Raw genomic sequence first — 21,235 nt, 5'->3', positions numbered from 1 at the left:
TTTTATTGTCCAGTCAAATTAATTAGGTCCATCCATTGTTTTATTAGTTTAAAAATGGTGACTTTCCCGAAGCTAATATTTTGTGTTCGTCAGGCGTTATTTCTCTTATACCTCCCATGTCTATTAAAGTACCGTCAAAGAATGTTACTATAACTTCCCATGTATCTTTACCATTAGGAATGAATATATTTACTTTCGGGTCTCCTACTTTTGCAGGTTCAAATTCATAATTAAAGTATTTTGATTTACTCAAAACTATTTCATACTTCCCTTCTATTGTTTTATCCGTTTCAGGATCAATACATAAGAAACTTAGGTGACACACACCGTTTTCATTAGTTAATATAACCATACTATTAGGGTGTAGCTTTTTTATTTCTTCTGTGTTAAAATCTATAAATGATGTTTTAGTAGAAACATAGCCCGTGTTAGTCTTAAAGTCGTCTTGTGCTTTACTACTAAATCCAATGGCTAACAATGCTAACACTATATAGACGTAAAATAGTGCATTTGGTCTGAATAGATACTTTGCTAACTTCATTTTATTGGTTACTTTATACCGTAAGTGGCAGTTAAATAATGATTTACTTTTGTAAGTATTTCAATACTCATTTTTTCCTTTTCATCACTATTAGGCATACGATAAAGTTCTTTATACTTTGCCATCATATTGATGTATACCATGTCATTCGCAAGGGCACTGCCGCCTATTTTATATGTTTTCTGATTTAAATCAATTAGTAGATTGTCATGTTGTGTTTCTAAAGAATGACATGACATTAAAACGAAAAATAATGATACTACGATTAATACTTTTTTCATGATTGATTGATTTATGTTTGTTTAAAAAAGGCAAGCTGAACGGTCGTCCTAATGCTAAATAAACTAATAATTTTTTTACAAACTCGATACATAATACTGTCCTATAAAAGTATTGTCGTATTCATCGTAAGCATAAATTTTAAGTACAGTAAAACCCGCCTTACTTAATTCACTTTTAATATTACCTAACTTTGTACTTATGTTGTCACGCATAGACATTTTTTTAAATGTTCCTATGTCGTCAATATTTCGAACTTTCTTATAAACTAACAGTGTACTACCTTTGTAATCGGCATAATTTACTACACCCGCCTGTACAACTGCCTTGCATACGTCAGACTTTGTTTGTGCATTCGATACTGTTACGAACGTTATTAGTGTAATAATTGTAATTAATATCTTTTTCATTGTGGTAATTATCTTAAGTGTCTAGGTGCACGTTGTACTTTGTCTTTATTGTTTCTAATAGGGTTAGTATGTAGTTCGCCCATACCCGCAATAAATAGAACTACTCCGCCTATTCCAACAACGGGTGCTGAAGCTATAGCTGCTCCGATAGTCGCCCCACCTAAACCTACATAAAATAACGAACGCCATACCTTTTTACGTTCTTTATAGTCATGTGCATAATCTAATGCGTCAGGTTTGCTGTTAATATCATAAGTTACTGTTTGAGTAGATTCATTACTTACAACTACTACAGGTACAGTATAGGTCGTTAGTTTTTTAGCACTTACCCCATCCCATTGGTTACCCGTTTTAGCGTTCTTTAAGTTAAACCTTTTGCCGTTTGCAATAGATTTAGTTATTACGTACACTTTCTTTGTGTTACCGTTATACCTTACGGTGTCGCCTACATTGAAAGTTTGGGCGTTAGAGACAGTTACAAATGCGATTAACGCAACGATTGATAAAAATAACTTTTTCATGTTTGATTGATATTATAACAGGTTTTTTATATTTAGTGAATTGGAGCTAACTTAAGCTATTCCTTATATATTATTAATAGGGTAATTCTGATAACAAAACTCTAAGTCTAATACAAAATAAGTTCTAATGGTTTTCGTTCGTGCAAAAAAAGTCTTTAGACTTTTTCAATGACAAATTCTTAGTGACGCTGGCGCTTAACACTAAGAATAGAAGAGAACTCGTACAAAAAAAGTCAACCTTAAAACATTAGAAATACTTGTTTTAAGGTTGACTTTTTTAATTGATTTATAAATACCTTCTACTTCGTCAACAGGTCTAATTATTCTTTTAACAACTTAATAATTGTTCCATTTATGTTTAAGAAGTAAATACCAATAGGCTGATTCTGCAGATTTACTACCCATCTTGTATCATAATAAATTGGTTCTACATTTATTACAGCACCATACTGATTGATGACGTGAATTTGATCTGTATCTCTAATATCTCCTCTAATTTTAAATTTATCTGGCGATGGGTTAGGGAAAACAAAATAGGTAGGATCATCTTGAGGTGGTAAGTTAGAAATACCTCCACTGTTGTTGCATTCGCAGTCACAACCATCGGTTACAGGAGGAATTTCTCCACAATCAGTATTTTCATCTGCTTCCGTCACAACGTCTTTCGGTTGGTTTTTAAACCCAATAGATTCAGTATTTGAAATAGCGACATCAAAATAACCTAAAGCTGTATTATTGTTACCATCTGCAGTATTTAAAATATTAGCTACTGCTGGTGCTGGGTAACTTTCCCCATCAGGATTATATTCTGTTCCTATCCATTGCTTTTCCTCACAAGGGAAATATTTAAAATGTTTTGATTTTACTTGAGCACTACAACCGTAAGTAGCTTTTACGTTTTTGACAATAGAAGTACTGGCGTAATATCCCGGAGTGATTCCTAAAGCTTCTTGGGAACTTGTAACATACCCTTTACCAATACGTACCGCAAAACCAGTATTTACTGCTTCTACACCATCAATTTCTACGTGTCCGTTCTTAATTGCATGTGGAGAAATCATTACTGCAGCATTCCCATTTTCACAATAGATGTTTTGGCCATAGATATCAAAATTTCCACCTACTTGAAGATCATTCATTTTATTCAATCCCGTTTCTAATCGAAGCGTTACACCACCTTCACCCCAAAGGTTTTTGAAAAAGGTATTTTTTAACGCTTGAGATTGAATTAATCCATATCCATAATGTGCACCAACAGTACTACAGTCTTTAATCACTCCGTTTTCTGAACTTACATATTCTCCATTGTAAGTCGAATAGCCAATAGTAATGGCTGAGAATTTTGAGTTATCATCTACGAGATGCATATCAGAAATCAAAAAGTTTTTGACGTTGACCAATTGGAACATTCTGACATTCGGGTTTCGTGCTTTGCTAACATCTACGGTGTAATAACCATCCACACCTCTCACACTTACATTTCGAGTCTCTTCATTATCTTTTCCAATACTCATAATCACATAGTTCTTGTCATTACCAGGATCGGTAGGATAAATAAGTGCTTCTGTATCTATTGTAATGTGGATGTTTGATTTGACAAGAATAGATTGAAAATAGTACTTCCCTGCCGGAATATTTATTCTTCCTCCATTCGGTAGTTCGGTGAGTTCATCAATTGCTCTTTGCAAAGCTTCACTGTCGTCTTCATCATCTTGATTATTCACCCCATAATCATCTACTAAGTTGACGGTTTTAGTTACATCATTGATTTTGTCCGTGTAAAAATCAGCTTCATCTTGTGCCCAAATGTTGGATACCACAAAAATAGAAGTGATAAAAAGTAATTGTTTAAGATTCATTTTCTTTCATTCTTTAAATAGCAATCCTCTTCCGTTCATCAGTTACATTTTGATAGAAAAGATAATGCTCATTAGTAAATTCATTTCATAATTGACCTCTTCAGATTGTGCTTGAAGTAGAAGTTTTTAAAGATGAAAATAAACCCTTTGAGTCTTGTAGCGGACTGTACAATTTATGTATCTAAGTGTATTACAGGACGATAATCTCTTTTATGCAATGGATAAAAAAGAGGATGTCTCATTTATCCATTTTCCCTCGTATCATAAGCCCCAGAATTAATTCCGGGGTTTATGATACAAGGCTCTACAGAATTTTGAGACATCCTCTTCTTTCAGTCAGTCCTTATATCAATAGTGTCCTATCCTATTGTTTGATAAATGTTTTAGCTTTACCGTTTACCAATACAACATATTTGCCTTTATGTAATTTAGATATGTTGATCTGAACTTTATTATTACCCAATTCAAGTGTTGGTAAATTCTCCATTTTTCTACCCAATAAATCAAAGACATCTACAGACTGTATGATTTTATTGGCAGTGACATTGATCTGATCAGCAGATGGATTTGGATACACTGTAATCGCAACTTGGTTAGGATCAATCGATGTTGGCGCTTCTACCTTAGCCACTGTTACATCAAAATCTTTAGTAGTTGATAAATCACCTAAAGTAATTGTAGCGGTTAGCGTTACGTTTACGTCTTCTGCTTGACCTGTCACTTCTCCATCTACAGTAATCACGTCCTCGTTAGACGATTCCCAAGTAACCAAAGTGTTATATAAAGATGACAATGGTAAATCTACATCTGAAGTCACATTATCCTCCGTATCAGCATCTGCAAGTCCGATTTCAAGTGCTTCTACAGCCGCTGCAAATTGTAATGATGCATCAGCAATTACCTTCAAATCAAATGTTTTGTCCATGCTTTTATCGTCTAATGTTACTGTAGCCGTTAAAGTCACGGTCTCATCTTCTATACTTCTCACAACTGCACCATCGTTAGCAATAACAGCCTCATTATTAGATGACCACGAGATGTTTACATCAAATAATCCTGTCGATGCAAGTGTTACATTAGACATCACATTATTGGCATCTTCGCCTTCAGCATAAACAACTTCTACCGCCATTACAGCTTCTTCCAATTTCTTAGAAGGATCGCCCAATACAATCACATCAAATTCTTTACTTTCTGATGCAGCATCATTTAATTTAGCGACTGCTGTTAACTTGATTGATTGATCGGTAGAAATTTGATTGACTGTACCATCAGTTGCCAACACATTTTCGTTAGAAGAAGTCCATTCAATACTTGTATTGAAAGCACCATCTGATGATAAAACGATATTATCTGTGATATTATCCGCATCCACATTACCGTTAAGGTCAATTACTACTAATTTTAAAGCTTCAATAACCGCTTGAGCTTCATCTTGAGCAACAGTTAATACAAACTCTTTGCTTTGCTCCTTCATTCCAATTGATGCTGTAGCAGTTAAAGTTACAGTGATGTTATCTTCATAACTTGTTGTTACTTCACCAGCATTTGTAATTGCAGCATTGTCCGAAGTCCACTCGATCACAGCATCTGCATAAGTATCGTCTGTTAAAGGTAATACCACATTTTGTGTAACGTTGTCCTTATCATCGCCTACAGCATACGTAATCGAAATAGCATCTAATACTTCTTGTACTTTACTTTCATCGTTCTTAGCTGTTGTTAAAGTAAAGGTCTTATCAACAGTCAAAGGATCAGTACTTGTCGTTTTTGTCAAGGTAGCTGTTAATGTTCCTTCCACTTCTTCAGAAGTTAAAGTTACCTCTCCAGTTTCAGTAATATTTGCATGATTAGATACCCATTCCACTTTCACATTATTGATAGTAGAAGTCACTAAAGTCACATCTTGGAAGACGTTATCGTAAGCGTTTCCTTCTTCGAAAAGTACCTCTAAAGCAGCATACGCTTGATCCAACTGTTCTTGAGGAGAGAAAGATGCTAAAGCAAAAGTAAATACCTTTTGAACGCTTACATTACCTTTGGAAATTGTAGCCGTTAATTCTACGCCTTCAATCTTTGCCAAGCTTCTATTCAATACCGCATGATTATCTTCAATCACTACAGCATCAGGGTAAGCATCTGGATTTTTCACCTCCCAAGTAATGGTCGATCCATATCCTAATTCGTCAGTCGTTTGTAATGGGAAGTTAGTACGAACATTATTCAAGTTTTCCTCATTTTGTAACTGAAGAGCAAAAGTACTGACCAAGTTATTTAACTGATATTCGTCCTCCGATACTTCTTCTAAATTGACATAATCAATGATGATATTACCTGTAGATCCTCCATATTGAATTTGAACACCTAATCCTTCCAATAACTTTTCCTCAGGATTATCTAACTGATAATAATTGACAATATGATGTTGTCCCTCACCAATTTCAGAAGTATTTACTACTCCCGTTAAAGAGGTATAAGATGCATCTCCTGCTAATTGATATCTAAAACGGTATCTAATTTTATCTGCTGGATTTGTTGATTCTACCGTAGAAGTCACTTTATAATAACTAACAACTGATGGATTTTTATATACTGGATAACCAATAGAATTAACCTGTAAGTTACCAATACTTGAACCACCACCTTCGAGTTGAATCGCTTTTGATCCATGGTAGTCCACTTGTTGGAAATTTCCTGCATTAATAGTATTCCAACCTACCGCAAGATCTTTTTCGAAGTTTGCATTACTTACAATATAGTTTCCTGATCCATCTATGATGGGAAGTAAAGTAACCTCTACTTCTTTTTGAGTAGTTGTATTTTGTAAAGTAGCTGTCGCCACAAAAGTTACCTTCGTTTCTACCTCAGGGCGTTGGATAATCACCCCTTGATCATCAATTAATGACGGATTACCTGATGCCCAAGTTAAATATATACCTTTATGAGACGATGGAAAGCTTTCGATATCAAACACAATACCATTACCATCTTGAGGATCCACACTGTTAAAAGTAAGCGCTAAATCTTCTAACTCTGCTTGCATAAAATCAGCAAGAGGAATCATCTCTAGGTTATCAAACACATACGAAAGGCCACTTAGTTTAAATTGGTCGCTATAACCATCTAATGCTTTACCAATACGTACCTCTACATTTAAATCGTTTACATCCGTACCTAGAGTATAGACATTTTGAATGTTAACATAACCTGCTTCTTTAGTTGATTTCATCCAATTTCCTTGATTAGAAGCATTAGATATCAAGAAGAAGCCTGTACTAAACCCGGTGTCATTAGTATATTTATCTGCATCAGCTGCTGTCATTTGAGTTTCATCAAACTCTAATGCAAGGTCATAGGTCACCATAAATTCTTGCGCTTCCGCTAAAGGAAAAGTAAACTGATCTGTAATATTTTGATTCAGTCCTACTGTTGCCCAACCGCCTGATGCATTCATTGTGAACCTAACCGCATTACCGTGATCAGGATTATACGTATTAGAAATGATTTCTGAAGTTCCTTTAAAATTCCAGTTTCCATTATCACCTTCGAAGTCGCCATTAGGAATAAGATTCTGGGCGAAAGACAGATGACCGATGATGAAAAATAGAATTGAAGTAATATTTCTTTTCATACAAAAAAAATAGTTTTGTTTAACGAATGACAATATTGTTTGCCGTTAATTTTTAAGATTGATTTTTACAGAAAATTAATTTCAAAACGAATGATTTCGCTTTCAACAAAACTAGTTTAATTGTATTTTACACGCCTAATGAAAACCGCTTGTCTATGCTGTTATTTATTATTACAGACATTATATTCATTAGTAGATACAAATTAGAGGCATATTTACTGCTGAAATACAACTACTCTTTGACTACTTTCAAAACATTCATATAATCATTGGTAGAAACCTGTATAAAATAGATCCCCGTTTTGTATTCTTTTAGATCCAATTCTACTTTTCTCTTCGTTTTATATTGTTGATCCATAAGCACTACCCCAATCGTATTGATCACTTTTAAATTGATTTGATCATACTGCTTCCCAAAATCAACTGTCGTTTTATAGTTTGTTGGATTAGGATAAACTGTTGGCATCACCCATCCTATTTGATCATCAATTGAGGTGACATTCATATCCATACAATCAGAAATCGTGGTACACGTCTCATTAGAAATCATTACTGCATATGTTCCCGATTCTTGTGGAGTAAAAATGGGTGAGTTATCTCCTAATATGATTTCCGGAGCATCACAATTGAACCATTGATAAGTGGCTTCCTCTTGAACCGCTTTTAATGAATTTCCATCAACGGTTACCTCACTACTTATATTCTCACAGTTGGTCTGAATCGTAATACTTGATGTTGACTCTACTCCTTTTTCAGAGGTAGCTACTAAAGTGAGGGTATACGATTTTGCCGGTTGATCTTTAAAGTAATCTACAGACCAACTATAGGGAGCCGCTGTTTTTTCTCCAACGTAATGATCATCAATAAAAAGTCTTACTCCTTTAATATTGCCATTATCAATTGAAGTAGTGGCCTCCACATCTACAGTGTTGTTTACTAAAAATTCGTCTCCATTCTGAGGAGAAACGAATCCCACACTTGGAGTTACTTTTACTTCATCTCTCACTTCTAAAAAGTATACCTGATAAGGCGAAAGCACCAACTGATTATCAATCGATTTTCCTGTCATCAAGTTGAAACAGAAAGTACCATAGTCTGATTTTTTTAAATTGATAGAGATATCAGCATCAGTATTTCCAAGGTTAATAATAGAAAGTATCTCTTTGCCCTCTGTAGTTGATATTGATCGCCAAAAACACCCTTTACCAGTACTTTCATTGGTTTCTACAATTTCCAATTTGGGAGAATTCTTTACATTAGAAACAGCTAGATCAGCCATACCAGCTAAAGAGTTATTGTAAATCGCACCGTTTAATACTTTTGAATGAGGCGCACCATATTCATTGTATTTTAATGAATTGGAATTGAGTATCACTTTTCCACCTGCATTGATATACTCTTGCAGTGCATCAATTTCTGATTCTTTTACGGATTCGGTATTATACACTACGATGACATCCCAATCATCTTTCTTGGATTTAATGATGTTTTCTGTGGCAAAACCGATAGGAATTCCTTCAAAATACAATTGTTGATAAATCTCGTGAATATCCTCTTCCATATAACCCTCTCTATTGATGGCTGAAGTTTCAGAATAGAAGATTCTTATTGGTTTTTCTTTGGATTGAAATTTAAAGATATCTTCACTAAAAGTATTTAAATCCATCATGGTAGATTGTACTTGAGCGAGCACTTTCGGCTGATGAGTCACGTCCACAATATATTCTCCACTAACAGGTCTTTGTGGATCAATCTTACCATTACTCAATCTAGACCACACCCAACTTTTTGAGGCTGAAAGTCCATGTAGGTGTCCTAACCAATAAATAGCATTGACATAATCTGGATCAACTTCTTTAAACATAAAAGAAACTGATGTTAAGAAGTGATTCTCGGAATCATAAATAAACTGATTGGGTTGCACAGATTTATAAAAATCGAAGATCATTGTGGTTGGTAACCACTCCATACCATAACGGTGGTCCCAATCATTCTCTCCCCACATCTGATCGTTCTTAGCACTCGCATCTACTCCAATGATATCAGTTAATCGAATGAGGCTTTCGTAATCCATTCCATGATCTCTCGCATTTCTCACCCACAGCCAAGGCATTAATTTGATGTGCACTTTAGCATCATCATCATATTTTCTTATTTCATTCTTCACCCATGTAAACCACTCAGTTACTCTGTACTGATTGAACGCCATCCAATCGTACCAAATACTTAAACCTTGTTTGTTGGTACTCATCGGAATTTGTACATCTACCTCATCAAAACTACCGTAGCTAGATGCCCATAATGTATTTAGGTTTTCGATAGATTGATGTTTTTCTTTTAGCCAAGTTCTGAATTTACTTTTGGTGTATTCCGATACTTCTCCAGTATTCCAAGTCCCTTCACGTGTAAAAAAACTAGGCTCATTAAATAACATATACCCTAGTTTTGAGTGTTCCTTACCACTCACTAAAGGAATAAAATATTCGAAAAGCTTCCCATATATTTCTCTTGCTCCAGGATGATCGATATCGTATGTTCCGTACTTTCGACCTCCTACATCAAAATTGTCATACTTTTCGTAAGCCCAAGCAGGAATGTTATTGTTATCAATAAATACGGCACCGATATTTTGATTATTGTTATTGGCGACCCTATCAAATGCCCAATTTTTATAGGAGAAGTCCTCGTTGATAAAACTTGGTGAAATATATTCACTCCCATAGGCACCAAAGTGTTTTTTTGTATCGTCAGAAACATCATCCGGTTTCCATACATAATCCATTAGAAAAACAGTTTTCCCATTTTGCATCAGATGATTATTGTCGAGCTGAATGTTGGAATAATTAATCTCCGTTGTCGCTTTCCTTAGTATATTTTTTGATAGTACTTGATGTATATGCGCCACCGCCTCATCCAATAATTCTAATGTTTTTTGTCTTTCGAAATCAGGTAGATCATTGGCTAATTGCTGGGCTTCCTCTTTATATAAAGGATGTTCTGCGTAGTAGTTTTTATTTTCGGAAATCGATTGTTCATCCACTTTAGCAAAATCTAAAAACAACTTTGCCGTAAAGACAATCATCTCCTCTTTTTGAGTATCAATTTCTTGTTTGTTTGCTTCAAGAATTAATGTTTCTAGGGAGTCTATTTTAGCTTCTACCAATTGTTCTAAAGACTGACCGACAGCATTAATAGAAAACACAAGAAACAATACAACAGTAAAAAAGTAAGTAATTCTATTCATCTCTTATAATAATGTATATGCAACAATATCCATAGATATCATTTAAGATTCTTCATCATATTTATCCTATACTTACCAAAACAAGAATGTCTCATTTATCCTTTTTATCTTGTATCAAAAACCCAGGAATTAATTCCTGGGCTATTGATACAAGATTCTATCGAATAATGAGACAACCTCTTCTTTGATAACTGAGAAAATTCAGTTTATATTTTTTCTAGACGAATATCGTCCACATAAAATGTTCCTTCTCCTCCATGTGTTACATTCGATGGAACCATCAAAACCATTTTACCATTAACGATGTTGGTCAGTTTAATTTTAGTTTCCACATCGATCCATTTACCTGTTTCTAATTTTCTGAATTTGATAATGGATTGAAGCCAAGCTTTGTTCGGTTCTACAAAACTAAGGTGTAAACTTTTAGGATGTTGTTCTTCCAAGAATACTTTTAGACGAATTTTGTACTCCCCTTCTTCAACATTAATTTTAAAACTATCGTCTACTTTGTGATTGTTCTTGCTTTCAATTTTCATGTTTTGCTGTTCTGGAATAGCGTCACATGTAAATTTACAGCTCACTTTTCCTGAAGCTGACTTTTCATCAGTAATACTCCAGTATTGTTTGTCTTTTGTCCACCAACCGCTCATTCTTGATTCAAAACCAAAGTTCTTTTGGTTTAAAATACTTTCCACTTCAGGATCAGCTTGTGCTTGGCAATCGTGAAAATTAAATGTTGCTACGATTAGTGTTAAGATGAAAAAAATTGATTTCATAAGATTATAATTTATCGTTTGTCTTGTGTAGTTACTTATAATTTTAAAGAGTCGTTGACTTCAACAAAGAGAACATCAAATGGCTGGAGGGTGATGTTATTCTCTAATTGCTCTCCAGTTAGAATATTTTTTACAGATGTAGACTTTTCAGCGTCCGTCAGTTTAATTTCAATTGCTCTTGCTTCCTTACCAATATTAATTAGCGTAAGCATATTGCTGTTTTTATCAGTATTTACATACCTCCAAAAAACTCCTTTTTTAGCATGATCATTTAACTCACTTACTTGAAGAGTATGCTTTGAAGTCACTTCTGCCAAAGCTTTCAACTTCATTTCATTTAAGTCCTCCACCTTAATAAGTTGACCATTGCTTTTATTCAAAGGCGAAAGCTTTTCTCCATATTCGTTCTTTAGAATACTTGCATTATCTATGATTACTGTACCACCATTATCCAAGTATTTTTGCAAAGCATCTTTTTCTGATTGTTTGATGAATGGAGTCTTTTGAACAACCACTACATCCCAGTTTTTTTGAGACTGTTTCTTTAAAATATTCTCTGTGACAAAGCCGATTGAATATCCTTCGAAAAATAGATTTTCGTAAGTAGTAAACACATCGTCCATGTGTTTTTTAAGATTTATGGCTGACGTTTCAGAATAAAAGATACGAATCGGTTTTCTTAGATTTTGGATCTCTGTAAGTGCTTGAGCATTGGCGTTTAGATCCATCATAGTTCTTGTTACCTTATCCACTACTGCAGGTTGCATGGCTAAAGATCCGGCATAACCTTTTTCAGTGTAGCTTTTTAGAGAACCGTCTTCTTTTCGAGGCCAGAACCACGCTTTACTAGAATTTAGACCCAAGATCGTCGCCATCCAATGGGTTGCATTCACATAATCGAGGTTTAAATCCAACTCTCTGAATTTTACCGTTGATAAATAATGTGTTTCAGAATTGTAGATCACCTTGTTAGGCGATATGGATTTATAAAAATCATAGCTCATACACATCTCTCTCCAAGAGTAAGCATAATGATCTACCCATTCTTCTTTTTTACCCCACATGGCAGAATAATGAGAACCCGCATCGTTACCCATTATAGAAGTTAGATCAGATAATGCTTCCATATCAATACCATGATCTCTTTTGTTTTCTGTCCAAAGGTTAGGCATCAATTTAATATGAGTGTGAGCCTCTTTATCATGAGATCTGATTTCATCTTGTAGAAAAGTAAACCATTCCGTCACTCTGTATTGATTAAAACTCATCCAATCGTACCACTTCGAAGTTCCTTGAAGTTTTGCTTCAATTGGAATACTGATCTCGACAGCATCAAAAGAAGTAAATGAGGTATTCCAACGTTTATTTAATACACTAATATCCTTGTGCTTCTCCTTTAAATAGCCTCTAAATTTCTGTAAAGTGAAATTAGAAACTGTACCCGAAGCCCATGAATCTTTAATTGTGAACCAGTGAGGCTCATTCGTTAACATCCAACCTAACTTCGCATAATTCTTTCCTTTTGTGAGTGGTGCCACTTGAGAAATTAACTGACGTTGAATTTCTTTTGCTCCTGGGTTGTCAATATCGTAACCCGTATATCTACGTCCACCTACCGTAAAATCGGTATACTTATCTATGGCCCATTTTGGTGGATTAAGATGGTTTAAAAATACCGTACCTAATGTACCGCTCTCCTTATTTTGTATCTCTTTTAGTTTGTAGTGCTTTAACGATCCATCTTCATTTAGATAACCTGTTGTTAGAAAAATTCCATCTTGTTCTCCATAAAACTCCTGAAATTCTTTACCTGTGGGTTTCCATACATAATCATATATAAAAACAGGTTCTCCATTCTGTTCAATTGTATTATTATTGATATCCAGATTAGACCAATCTATTTTTGGTGTCGCTTGTCTTTGATGTTCTCCACTTAAAACTGCCTCCAATTCTGATTGTGCATTTTTAAGCATCAAAAGAATTTGTTCTCTTTCGAATTGAGGTAAATAATGTGCATTTTCCTCAGGAGTTTTATCGTTAAGCTTTTTGACTAAGTTGAATAACTTCACATTTTTCTTGAAATTCTTTTCATCCCAATCTGCATATCTAGAAAATATCGCTGCTGTTCTGAATGTGCTTAATTCTTTGCTAACATCAATACCTTTTCTTTCTGCTTTCTTTACCAACTTGTGAAGCTGTTCTGTTTCTTTTTCTATCTGAAGCTTTAAGTCTTGGGCTTCCAATGAGTGGAAACAACTTAATAGAAGTAGTGCTATGACAGATAAATAATTCTTCATTTTCATCATGCTGCTGATTATAATTTTAGTACACACCTTGAAAAAATTCTTGATTCAAAAATGAAATTTTAATGTTCCAAGCCCGTCTTATTTTGTAAATAATATGTCTTATCATTCTTAAAAAAGATGAATTCAACACATTCATCAAAAACTATTGATGAATGTGTTAAACTGTGATATACTTCAATTCATCTTAGATCTTTTCATCTATAGATGCTTAAGGACGTTTTTCAACAGAAGTCACTCTGAAGTTGTCCACATAAAACTCTACATCTCCAGTAGCATCATTTACTGAATTGATCATTAATACAAAGTCTTGTCTACCTTGTCCAATTGTAGAAGTGGTATAGAATGCCTTACTAACCTGTACCCATTTCCCTCTTTCTATCGATGAAACATCAAAAGGTATGTTGGTCCAATTGGCTCTGTATTGCACTTTAAATGTATTCAAGTCTACGCCTTCTGGAATAAAGAAGTCCATAGTTATTTCATACCATCCTTCATCCAATTCATCCATAATGTTGATGGTTTCTGTAGATTGAATAGATATTTTTGATCCATTATAATTGGCTACTGAATACTGAAGACAAGCATTATCTCCATCTGAAGACTTCCCTTCGTATCGACTTACTGTTGATACATTCGTCCACCAACCGTAAGCACCACCATTATTGGCAATGGCTTGAGCGAAACCAGGGTTTACAAAGCCTGAAATTTTGTTTTCTTTGCCTTGCATAACCGCAAGCTTATTTTCGAAATGTTCTAAGGAAACATTGGCTAACGATTTGATCATATCACCTGAGTAGGCTACATAGATACTATCTGAATTATAGATTGGTGCATCAAATTCGATTTCCACCTGTTTTCTTGACGACTGATTCAATCTAACTTCTTTGATATTTATTCCTGATACTTCAAAACCATATTGTTTCACTAACACGTCAAAATCGGCTTTCACTAAATCAGAATCAATGTCTTGCAAGTTTTCTGATACCGTAAATGATAAAACATTAGTACCTATGCCTGTCTGTGAAATTTCACTATTGATATAAGTCGGTTCTTGAGGGAAAAGTAATTGAATGTAGAATGGAAGAGGCATTGATTTATTATCATCTTCGATTGGCATTCCTTCTCTTTTCCAAGAAACAGTTCCAGCTTCAAATGCATCTGTGGCATTGACAGTATAACCTGCTTCCACCTCCCAATCTGTTGATGTCGATGGATTGGCATTGTTTAACTCCCAAAGAATGCTAGTAGGCGATCCTTTCAATGTTTCATCTTTAAAGACTAATTTATCACCGGCTTGAACATCGATAATTGGCCAACTTGAAGGATCTCCAACCACATCACCTTCTGCAAAATTAAATACAACTGCATCGTTATAATAAATGCTATACGTTGGTGTGATATCTAGTGTAGTTACCTTTACTTTTAAAGGAATCACCACTTCTTTCGATCCATTGATTAAATAATCATGGTCTTTTCTGATGGCATTTATTGCACCTACTTTATGAGTACCATTTTCCCAATATTGATTGATGGCAATAGAATCCGTTGAATTAACCAATGATCCTGATGAAAACTTCCAAGTTCTATTGTTTGTTTGTCCTACAGTAGATACATCAATAAATTCTAATTTTTCGCCTGCTGATAAATCAACAATTGGCCATTCTGATTCTGCTGGAATTGTTGCTCCAGCTTCTAATCTGAAGATCTCCTCTCCATTATATTTTACAATAACTGATGGCTGAATCTCAGGAGTTTTCACCTTAAAAATATACGGTAACTGTACATTTAGATTGGCCATTGGTAGTTCTTCATTTGCTCTTTGAATAGAAACACTACCTGCCCCTTGATTACCCAACTTTTCAAAATGGAAAGTAGTCGTAATTTCTTCTAATGACGCACCTTCTTCAGTAATCGCATTGTTGACCAATTTCCATAATCTATAATCTGGACGGCCTATTTTTGTCGAATCAATATACGTGATTTTATCACCTGCATCGATCTCTAACGTATCCCATAAAGCTTTATCTTCACCTATTACCGTACCTTCTGTGAGTTCTGCAATCACTTCATCATTTTTTAAGATGAATACATGAGGATCAATATCTGCATACACATCGACTTGGAAAGCGGTGTCGATGACCCAAATGCCATCTTCTCTTTGAACAGCAGACAGTGTATCATAGCCTCTGTAAGTGACTTCCTCAGAAAATGTATTGTAAAGTCTTACTCTCTGAATACCGCTTTTCTTGAAAAGTACATTGGCTGTAACATCTTCGATAATGGTCCCAACTCCTTCCATGATGTACTTATCTAAAGTATCACGAGAGTTAAAATCCGGAGAAAGATAATAATTGCCAGAGTCAATTTCCCAATGATGGGTCAGTACCCCTTGAGAGGCATCCATAAAAGAAATATGTTCTCCTACGGCTACTGCATAAGGTTTTCCTGGTGCGATGGAAGTGTACCAAGTCACATCAGAAAAGTCATTACCATTTAGCTTCAGATCATCATCTTTACAGCCAAATAAACACAAGCAAGTAAAAATGCTTACAAATATATATTTAAATTGATTCATGGCTAACTATCTATCTAGGTTAGGATTTGATATGATTTCGGATAATGGCAAAGGAAAATAATTGTGCAGTTCTGGATTGAAATTAATCGATGCCATTTCAAAATCTTTGACTACAATGGAATTACTTCCACTTGGTACATCGCCAGGTTGTAAATGTGAATTTCCTCTCCAGCTAAAATTACCTTGTGGGTTGACATATCTATATCCTACCAAGTAATATCTTTCCTCGGCTCTCATTTGGTAATTTTGTTTGGTAATTCCCCATCTTCTTAAATCAATCCATCGGATCATATGACCTTCCACGGCTAACTCTAATGGTTTATCATGATACATTAATTGATGCATCAAACTGTCTGCGGTATATGTAATTCCATCATAATCATGTGATGTATCACCGTTTCCGTCACCTAATAATCTTAATCCCCATCTTTTTCTGATGGCGTTCATATATTCTAGACCTTTTTCTACATTGCTCTCTTTGATATAGCATTCTGCTAAGTTCAGATAAGCTTCTGCTAGACGATTGACTGTTACATTTTTACCAGAGTGTAATGATCCGTACGGCAATGAATTTTCGTGAGTTAAATAATCGTGGTTAGAATATTTCTTCCAATACCCGTATTCATTATCTCTAAAACCTGCTTGTTGAGGAACGTTTCCTGTCACGTAATAAGTAGTTTGCTCATCAGGAACTAAAGCGATCATTGCTGATGCTCTAAGCGGTACGTTTCTTAACTGTTTCACACCCAAAGCATCGTTGTAATAATTTCTCTCATCTTGCTCGTCCATTGCCTCATGCTCATAAGCATAGGCAATCCAAGCTGAAGGAAGAAATTCTCTCGATCCACCTAAGTTACCAGGAGCAGATCTTGCCAATCGGTTAGAAGGTCTACTTTCATCCCAGTTCCCTAAATCCGCTCTTAATTCAGCATGATAACAGATCTCGAAAATGGATTCTTTGTTCATTTCACCTTTTGTGGTGAATTGTAAATCACTATCCGTTACCAATTCATACCCATATTCGGCATTGTGAATTATCTCCTCATAGAAAGATTTTGCAGATGCATAATCTCCTTCAAATAAGTACATATTTCCCAAAAACATGGCTGCTGTACCTTTATTCACTCTACCTATACTTGCGCTTTCTGTAGAAAATGAAATAGGTAGATTTTCATAGGCATAATCAAAATCTTTTTTGATGAAGGCCAATACCTCTTCTGCAGGAGAAACAGATATCATAATTTCCTCCAACGTTTGAGGCACTTTATCGCGTATCACTACACGCCCATTGTTAAATGATTGATACAGATAAAAGTGATAAACACCTCTAAGCATTCTAGCTTGTGCCATTTGTTCCTGCCAACGAGGTTCTTCCTCCATGTGCTTCAACTGATCATTTAATCCTTCAATCAATTGGTTTGCTCTAAAGATACCTTCGTATAATGCTTGCCATTTTTTACTAATCGATGGACTAGAATCATTATACATATGATTGTACCAAATAAGTGCATCACCATTGGTTGGCGAAGGTCGGTTCCACCCTGGGTAGCCCATATCAGATCTCCATGTCTCTTCTGTAATGTTTAACACATAATGATTCATTAGAGTGGCATAGGTGGCGGTTAATACCTTATCTGACTCCGTTAGATTATTGAAATAATCTTCAATTGGTTTTTCGTTTGGGTTAGCTTCATTTAAATAATCCCTCGAACAACCTAAAAGGAATATATTGATAATTACTAATAAGCTATATTTTATATAAGCGTTAGATGTTTGCATCGTCTTGTGATATTTTTTGCTTAGAAGTTTAATTTAAATCCAGTTAAATACATGGCAGAAATTGGATAGTTTCCTTTATCCAAACCTCTTGATGAAACACCATTACCAGCCACCTCAGGATCGTAACCTGTGTATCTAGTAAAAGTGAGTGGGTTTTGTGCCGAAACAAACACTCTGATGTTTGACGCACCTGTTTTTTTCAACACACTTTTCGGTAGCGTATAGCCAAGTTGAATGTTCTTAAGACGAACGAAAGATCCATCTTCTAACCAAAGGTCTGTGTAGGCTTTAAAGTTATCGTTCTCTTTCATTCCACCTCTGTAGGCTGGGATATCAGAATGTGGGTTCGCTTCCGACCATGTCGATACCTGATTCTTATGACGACCTTCACTGTAGGCTTGTGCACTCGATCCATTCATCACTTGATGTCCAATTGCTGCATACCAGTGCATCATAAAATCAAATCCTTTCCAGTTTAATGTCACCATTAAACCTGCTTCCCAATCCGAAAATCCTGAACCAGAATATACTCTATCTGCATCTGTAATTTCACCATCGCCGTTAGTATCCACATAGATCAAATCACCCATTTGGGCATCGGGTTTAATTTTTCTAAACTCTTCCAATTGTTCGGTTGTTTTCACAATACCGTCAGTTTTGTATAAGAAAAACGCCCCTGCCTCATATCCTTCTGCAAATACAGTTACCTTAGAACTTGCCTCAGCACCAGAGATCAATCCGTTGTCACTTGTGTAGACAAATTCATCTGTATTCATGTTCGTGATCTCGTTGATGTTCTTGGTGAAAGTACCGTTAACACTCCAATTAAATTTGGTATTTCCACCTTTATAACCAAGGGCAATCTCAATACCTTTATTCACCATATTACCCATGTTCATTGTCAGTTTAGAGTTGGATCCACTACCTGTACCCACTGAAGGAGGAAGTTGAACTGGGAATAACATATCTGCTTTTTCTGTATGATAAATATCGGCGACTAAAGTGAACTTATTATCTAAAAAGCCTACGTCGATACCGAAGTTATTTTGAATAGATGTTTCCCATTGTACTTCTGTATTGGCGTATCTCACTTGTGCAGCACCAAAGTATAACGCTTGGTTTCCAGCACCTCCAAACGGATAATCTAAACCATGTTGAATGGTCACTTCGTCTGTGTATGGCAAGAAGCTTTGTCCACCTACCTGACCATGAGATGCTCTAATTTTAAAATTGTTTGTGACACCTCTCATTCCATCCCAGAATGCTTCATCAGCCACATTCCAAGCACCAGATACCGATGGGAAGAATTTCCATTTATTGTTTTTCGCAAACTTTGAATTACCGTTATAGTTACCACTCATCGAGAACATGTACTTCCCTTTGTAGTCATACATTAATCTTCCTAGTGTACCGATCACTTTGTAAGTATAGTTATAACCTGATGTTGCCGCGGCATCCAATGTTGCCCCATTCAATACTCTGATAGAGTTATCTACAACTCCATATTTTCTGGCTGTAAAACTTTCACTAGTGTAGATCTCGTTGGAAGCACCCAACATGGCAGAGAATTTATGATCCCCAAATTTTTTGGCATAAGTTAAACGACCATCGAATGAGGTTCCTGTTCTTCTTCCTGATGAGTTTTCTACAAAGCTATTGGCATTGTTTGATAATAGTTGTCCTTGTGAGTCATAAGTCGGAATAAATGGATTGAACTGAATTCTAAAATCATTAATTGAGTTAGCACCAATATTACCTCTAAAATTAAGGTTTTCAGTAAACTCATAACCAATACTAATATTCCCTTGTAAACGATCGCGATACAACTTGTCTTCTCTACGCATTGTTGTAACTACCTGATTTGCAATCGATGATTCTGGAGAGTGACCAATACCAGGTGATAAAACAGGATCATCTCTATTTGGATCTACCTCTGGCTGATACGGTTTATAACGAATCATTTGTAAAAGTAAATAAGGGTTGGCTCTTGTCGTTGTTTCTGAACTAATGGCCAAACTTGAATTAATATCCCATTTACCTTGCTTGTAACGCACACCTGCTCTTGCATTTTTTCTTGAGAAACCTGAGTTATATACAGAACCTCTATCGTCGTAAATTCCACCAGTAAGGTTATATGTTAGTCCTTTACTACCGCCACTTACACTTAGGTTGTAATTTTGTGTTGGCTGATTATCTAATAAAATGACATCTCTTAAATCCGTTTCATTATTAAACCATTCTGGTCTTTGGCCGATGGGTAAAATCATCTCTCCATCGTGGTTACCATTCATATTACGGTGTTTTACGATATCAAAATATATTTGCTCATTTGAATTCATAAGCGGTATATCAGAAGTTATATTTTTGATACCGTATGTTCCGTTAAACGATAAATTTAACTTCCCTTTATTTCCTTTCTTAGTAGTAATTAGAATAACGCCATTAGCACCTCTTGTACCGTAAATCGCACACGATGCTAAATCCTTTAAGATATCTAATGTTTCAATTTCTGATGGTGCTAAACGAGGGTTTTCATTTTGAGGAATTCCATCGACCACATACAAAGGTTCTGTTGCCCCAGCCATATCAGAAACGGTACTTACACCTCTAATCTGAATGACTGCATTTTCTCCAGGTGCACCAGTGTTCGACACACTTACACCAGCAATTTGTCCTTGAAGTGCATCACCGAAATCACCTGTAGTGAACGTTTCAATCACATCTCCTTTTACATGTGATACCGCTCCAGAAATTTCTTTCTTCTTTTGTTCGCCATATCCAATTTTCACTAGTTCATCCAAAAGTTTTACACTAGTTTCTAGGCTCACATCTACTCTTGCTTGGTCCTTAATAACCACCACTTGAGTTTCCATACCAATAAAACGGAATTCAAGTACATCTCCTCTTTCCACCATCAGTTGGTATTCTCCATCAAAATTAGTGATGGTTCCGGAGTTAGTTCCTTGAATCAAAACATTTACCCCTGGCAAAGGTAAATTGTCGTCGCTGCTGATCACCTTACCCTTTAATTGTACTGTTTGTGCTTGTATTTCATACCCTGAAATGAATAGAATAAAAAATGTCAGATATAACAGTAAAAAATTAGGCTTTTTGGTGTTTTTTGTAAAATTCATAATCATTTAATCGCCTTTTTATTTAAAAAAGTAATTCTCAATGAAGAGACATTATTGATAGATAAATGCCCATTAGTACTATTGAGTTTGCTAAAAGGATCAGTTATAAAATAGTAATAATTGTATTTTCACCCTTTAATGACTCAAAAGTAGAATTTAAGATTCCTACACCTGTCTTTT

General features: G+C 35.3%; 12 protein-coding genes. All 12 read right to left on the bottom strand.

The window, feature by feature from the left end; translation table 11 throughout:
* Window positions 1-43 precede the first annotated feature (43 nt).
* The 12 genes from KMW28_RS23560 to KMW28_RS23505 all read right to left on the bottom strand — a co-directional run bounded on the left by KMW28_RS23560 (window position 44) and on the right by KMW28_RS23505 (window position 21,055).
* Window positions 44-541: a hypothetical protein gene (locus KMW28_RS23560; RefSeq protein WP_169661944.1), complete on the bottom strand. Its 498-nt coding sequence runs from the start codon at window positions 539-541 to the stop codon at window positions 44-46.
* Between the two features lie 8 nt (window positions 542-549).
* On the bottom strand, window positions 550-822 hold the full coding sequence (locus KMW28_RS23555; protein ID WP_169661945.1) for a hypothetical protein: 273 nt from the start codon (window positions 820-822) through the stop codon (window positions 550-552).
* A 75-nt stretch (window positions 823-897) separates the two neighbouring features.
* Complete coding sequence (locus tag KMW28_RS23550) at window positions 898-1,230, bottom strand: hypothetical protein (RefSeq protein WP_215585969.1); 333 nt, start codon at window positions 1,228-1,230, stop codon at window positions 898-900.
* 8 nt (window positions 1,231-1,238) lie between these two features.
* A complete protein-coding gene (locus tag KMW28_RS23545; protein WP_169661947.1) occupies window positions 1,239-1,751 on the bottom strand; it encodes a hypothetical protein in 513 nt (170 codons plus the stop codon).
* Between the two features lie 320 nt (window positions 1,752-2,071).
* A complete protein-coding gene (locus tag KMW28_RS23540; protein ID WP_169661948.1) occupies window positions 2,072-3,610 on the bottom strand; it encodes a T9SS type A sorting domain-containing protein in 1,539 nt (512 codons plus the stop codon).
* Window positions 3,611-3,974: 364 nt separating this feature from the next.
* Window positions 3,975-7,241 carry a T9SS type A sorting domain-containing protein gene (locus KMW28_RS23535; RefSeq protein ID WP_169661949.1) on the bottom strand — a complete coding sequence of 1,089 codons (3,267 nt, stop codon included), beginning with the start codon at window positions 7,239-7,241 and terminating at the stop codon, window positions 3,975-3,977.
* A 232-nt stretch (window positions 7,242-7,473) separates the two neighbouring features.
* Window positions 7,474-10,485 (bottom strand): Ig-like domain-containing protein, encoded by a 3,012-nt coding sequence (locus tag KMW28_RS23530; RefSeq protein WP_169661950.1) that lies wholly within the window; start codon window positions 10,483-10,485, stop codon window positions 7,474-7,476.
* A 206-nt stretch (window positions 10,486-10,691) separates the two neighbouring features.
* Window positions 10,692-11,261: a hypothetical protein gene (locus tag KMW28_RS23525; RefSeq protein WP_066214132.1), complete on the bottom strand. Its 570-nt coding sequence runs from the start codon at window positions 11,259-11,261 to the stop codon at window positions 10,692-10,694.
* 35 nt (window positions 11,262-11,296) lie between these two features.
* Window positions 11,297-13,558 carry a beta-galactosidase gene (locus tag KMW28_RS23520; protein ID WP_169661951.1) on the bottom strand — a complete coding sequence of 754 codons (2,262 nt, stop codon included), beginning with the start codon at window positions 13,556-13,558 and terminating at the stop codon, window positions 11,297-11,299.
* Window positions 13,559-13,775: 217 nt separating this feature from the next.
* Window positions 13,776-16,142, bottom strand: a complete 2,367-nt coding sequence (locus KMW28_RS23515) for a hypothetical protein (protein ID WP_169661952.1) — start codon at window positions 16,140-16,142, stop codon at window positions 13,776-13,778.
* Between the two features lie 6 nt (window positions 16,143-16,148).
* Window positions 16,149-17,921, bottom strand: a complete 1,773-nt coding sequence (locus tag KMW28_RS23510) for a RagB/SusD family nutrient uptake outer membrane protein (RefSeq protein ID WP_169661953.1) — start codon at window positions 17,919-17,921, stop codon at window positions 16,149-16,151.
* A gap of 20 nt (window positions 17,922-17,941) precedes the next feature.
* On the bottom strand, window positions 17,942-21,055 hold the full coding sequence (locus KMW28_RS23505) for a SusC/RagA family TonB-linked outer membrane protein (protein WP_169661954.1): 3,114 nt from the start codon (window positions 21,053-21,055) through the stop codon (window positions 17,942-17,944).
* Window positions 21,056-21,235 lie beyond the last annotated feature (180 nt).

The sequence above is a fragment of the Flammeovirga yaeyamensis genome, assembly GCF_018736045.1.
In the GTDB taxonomy this organism is placed as follows: domain Bacteria; phylum Bacteroidota; class Bacteroidia; order Cytophagales; family Flammeovirgaceae; genus Flammeovirga; species Flammeovirga yaeyamensis.
The sequence above is the reverse complement of the archived record's forward strand: the minus strand, read 5'-3'. Positions and strand labels throughout refer to the sequence as shown.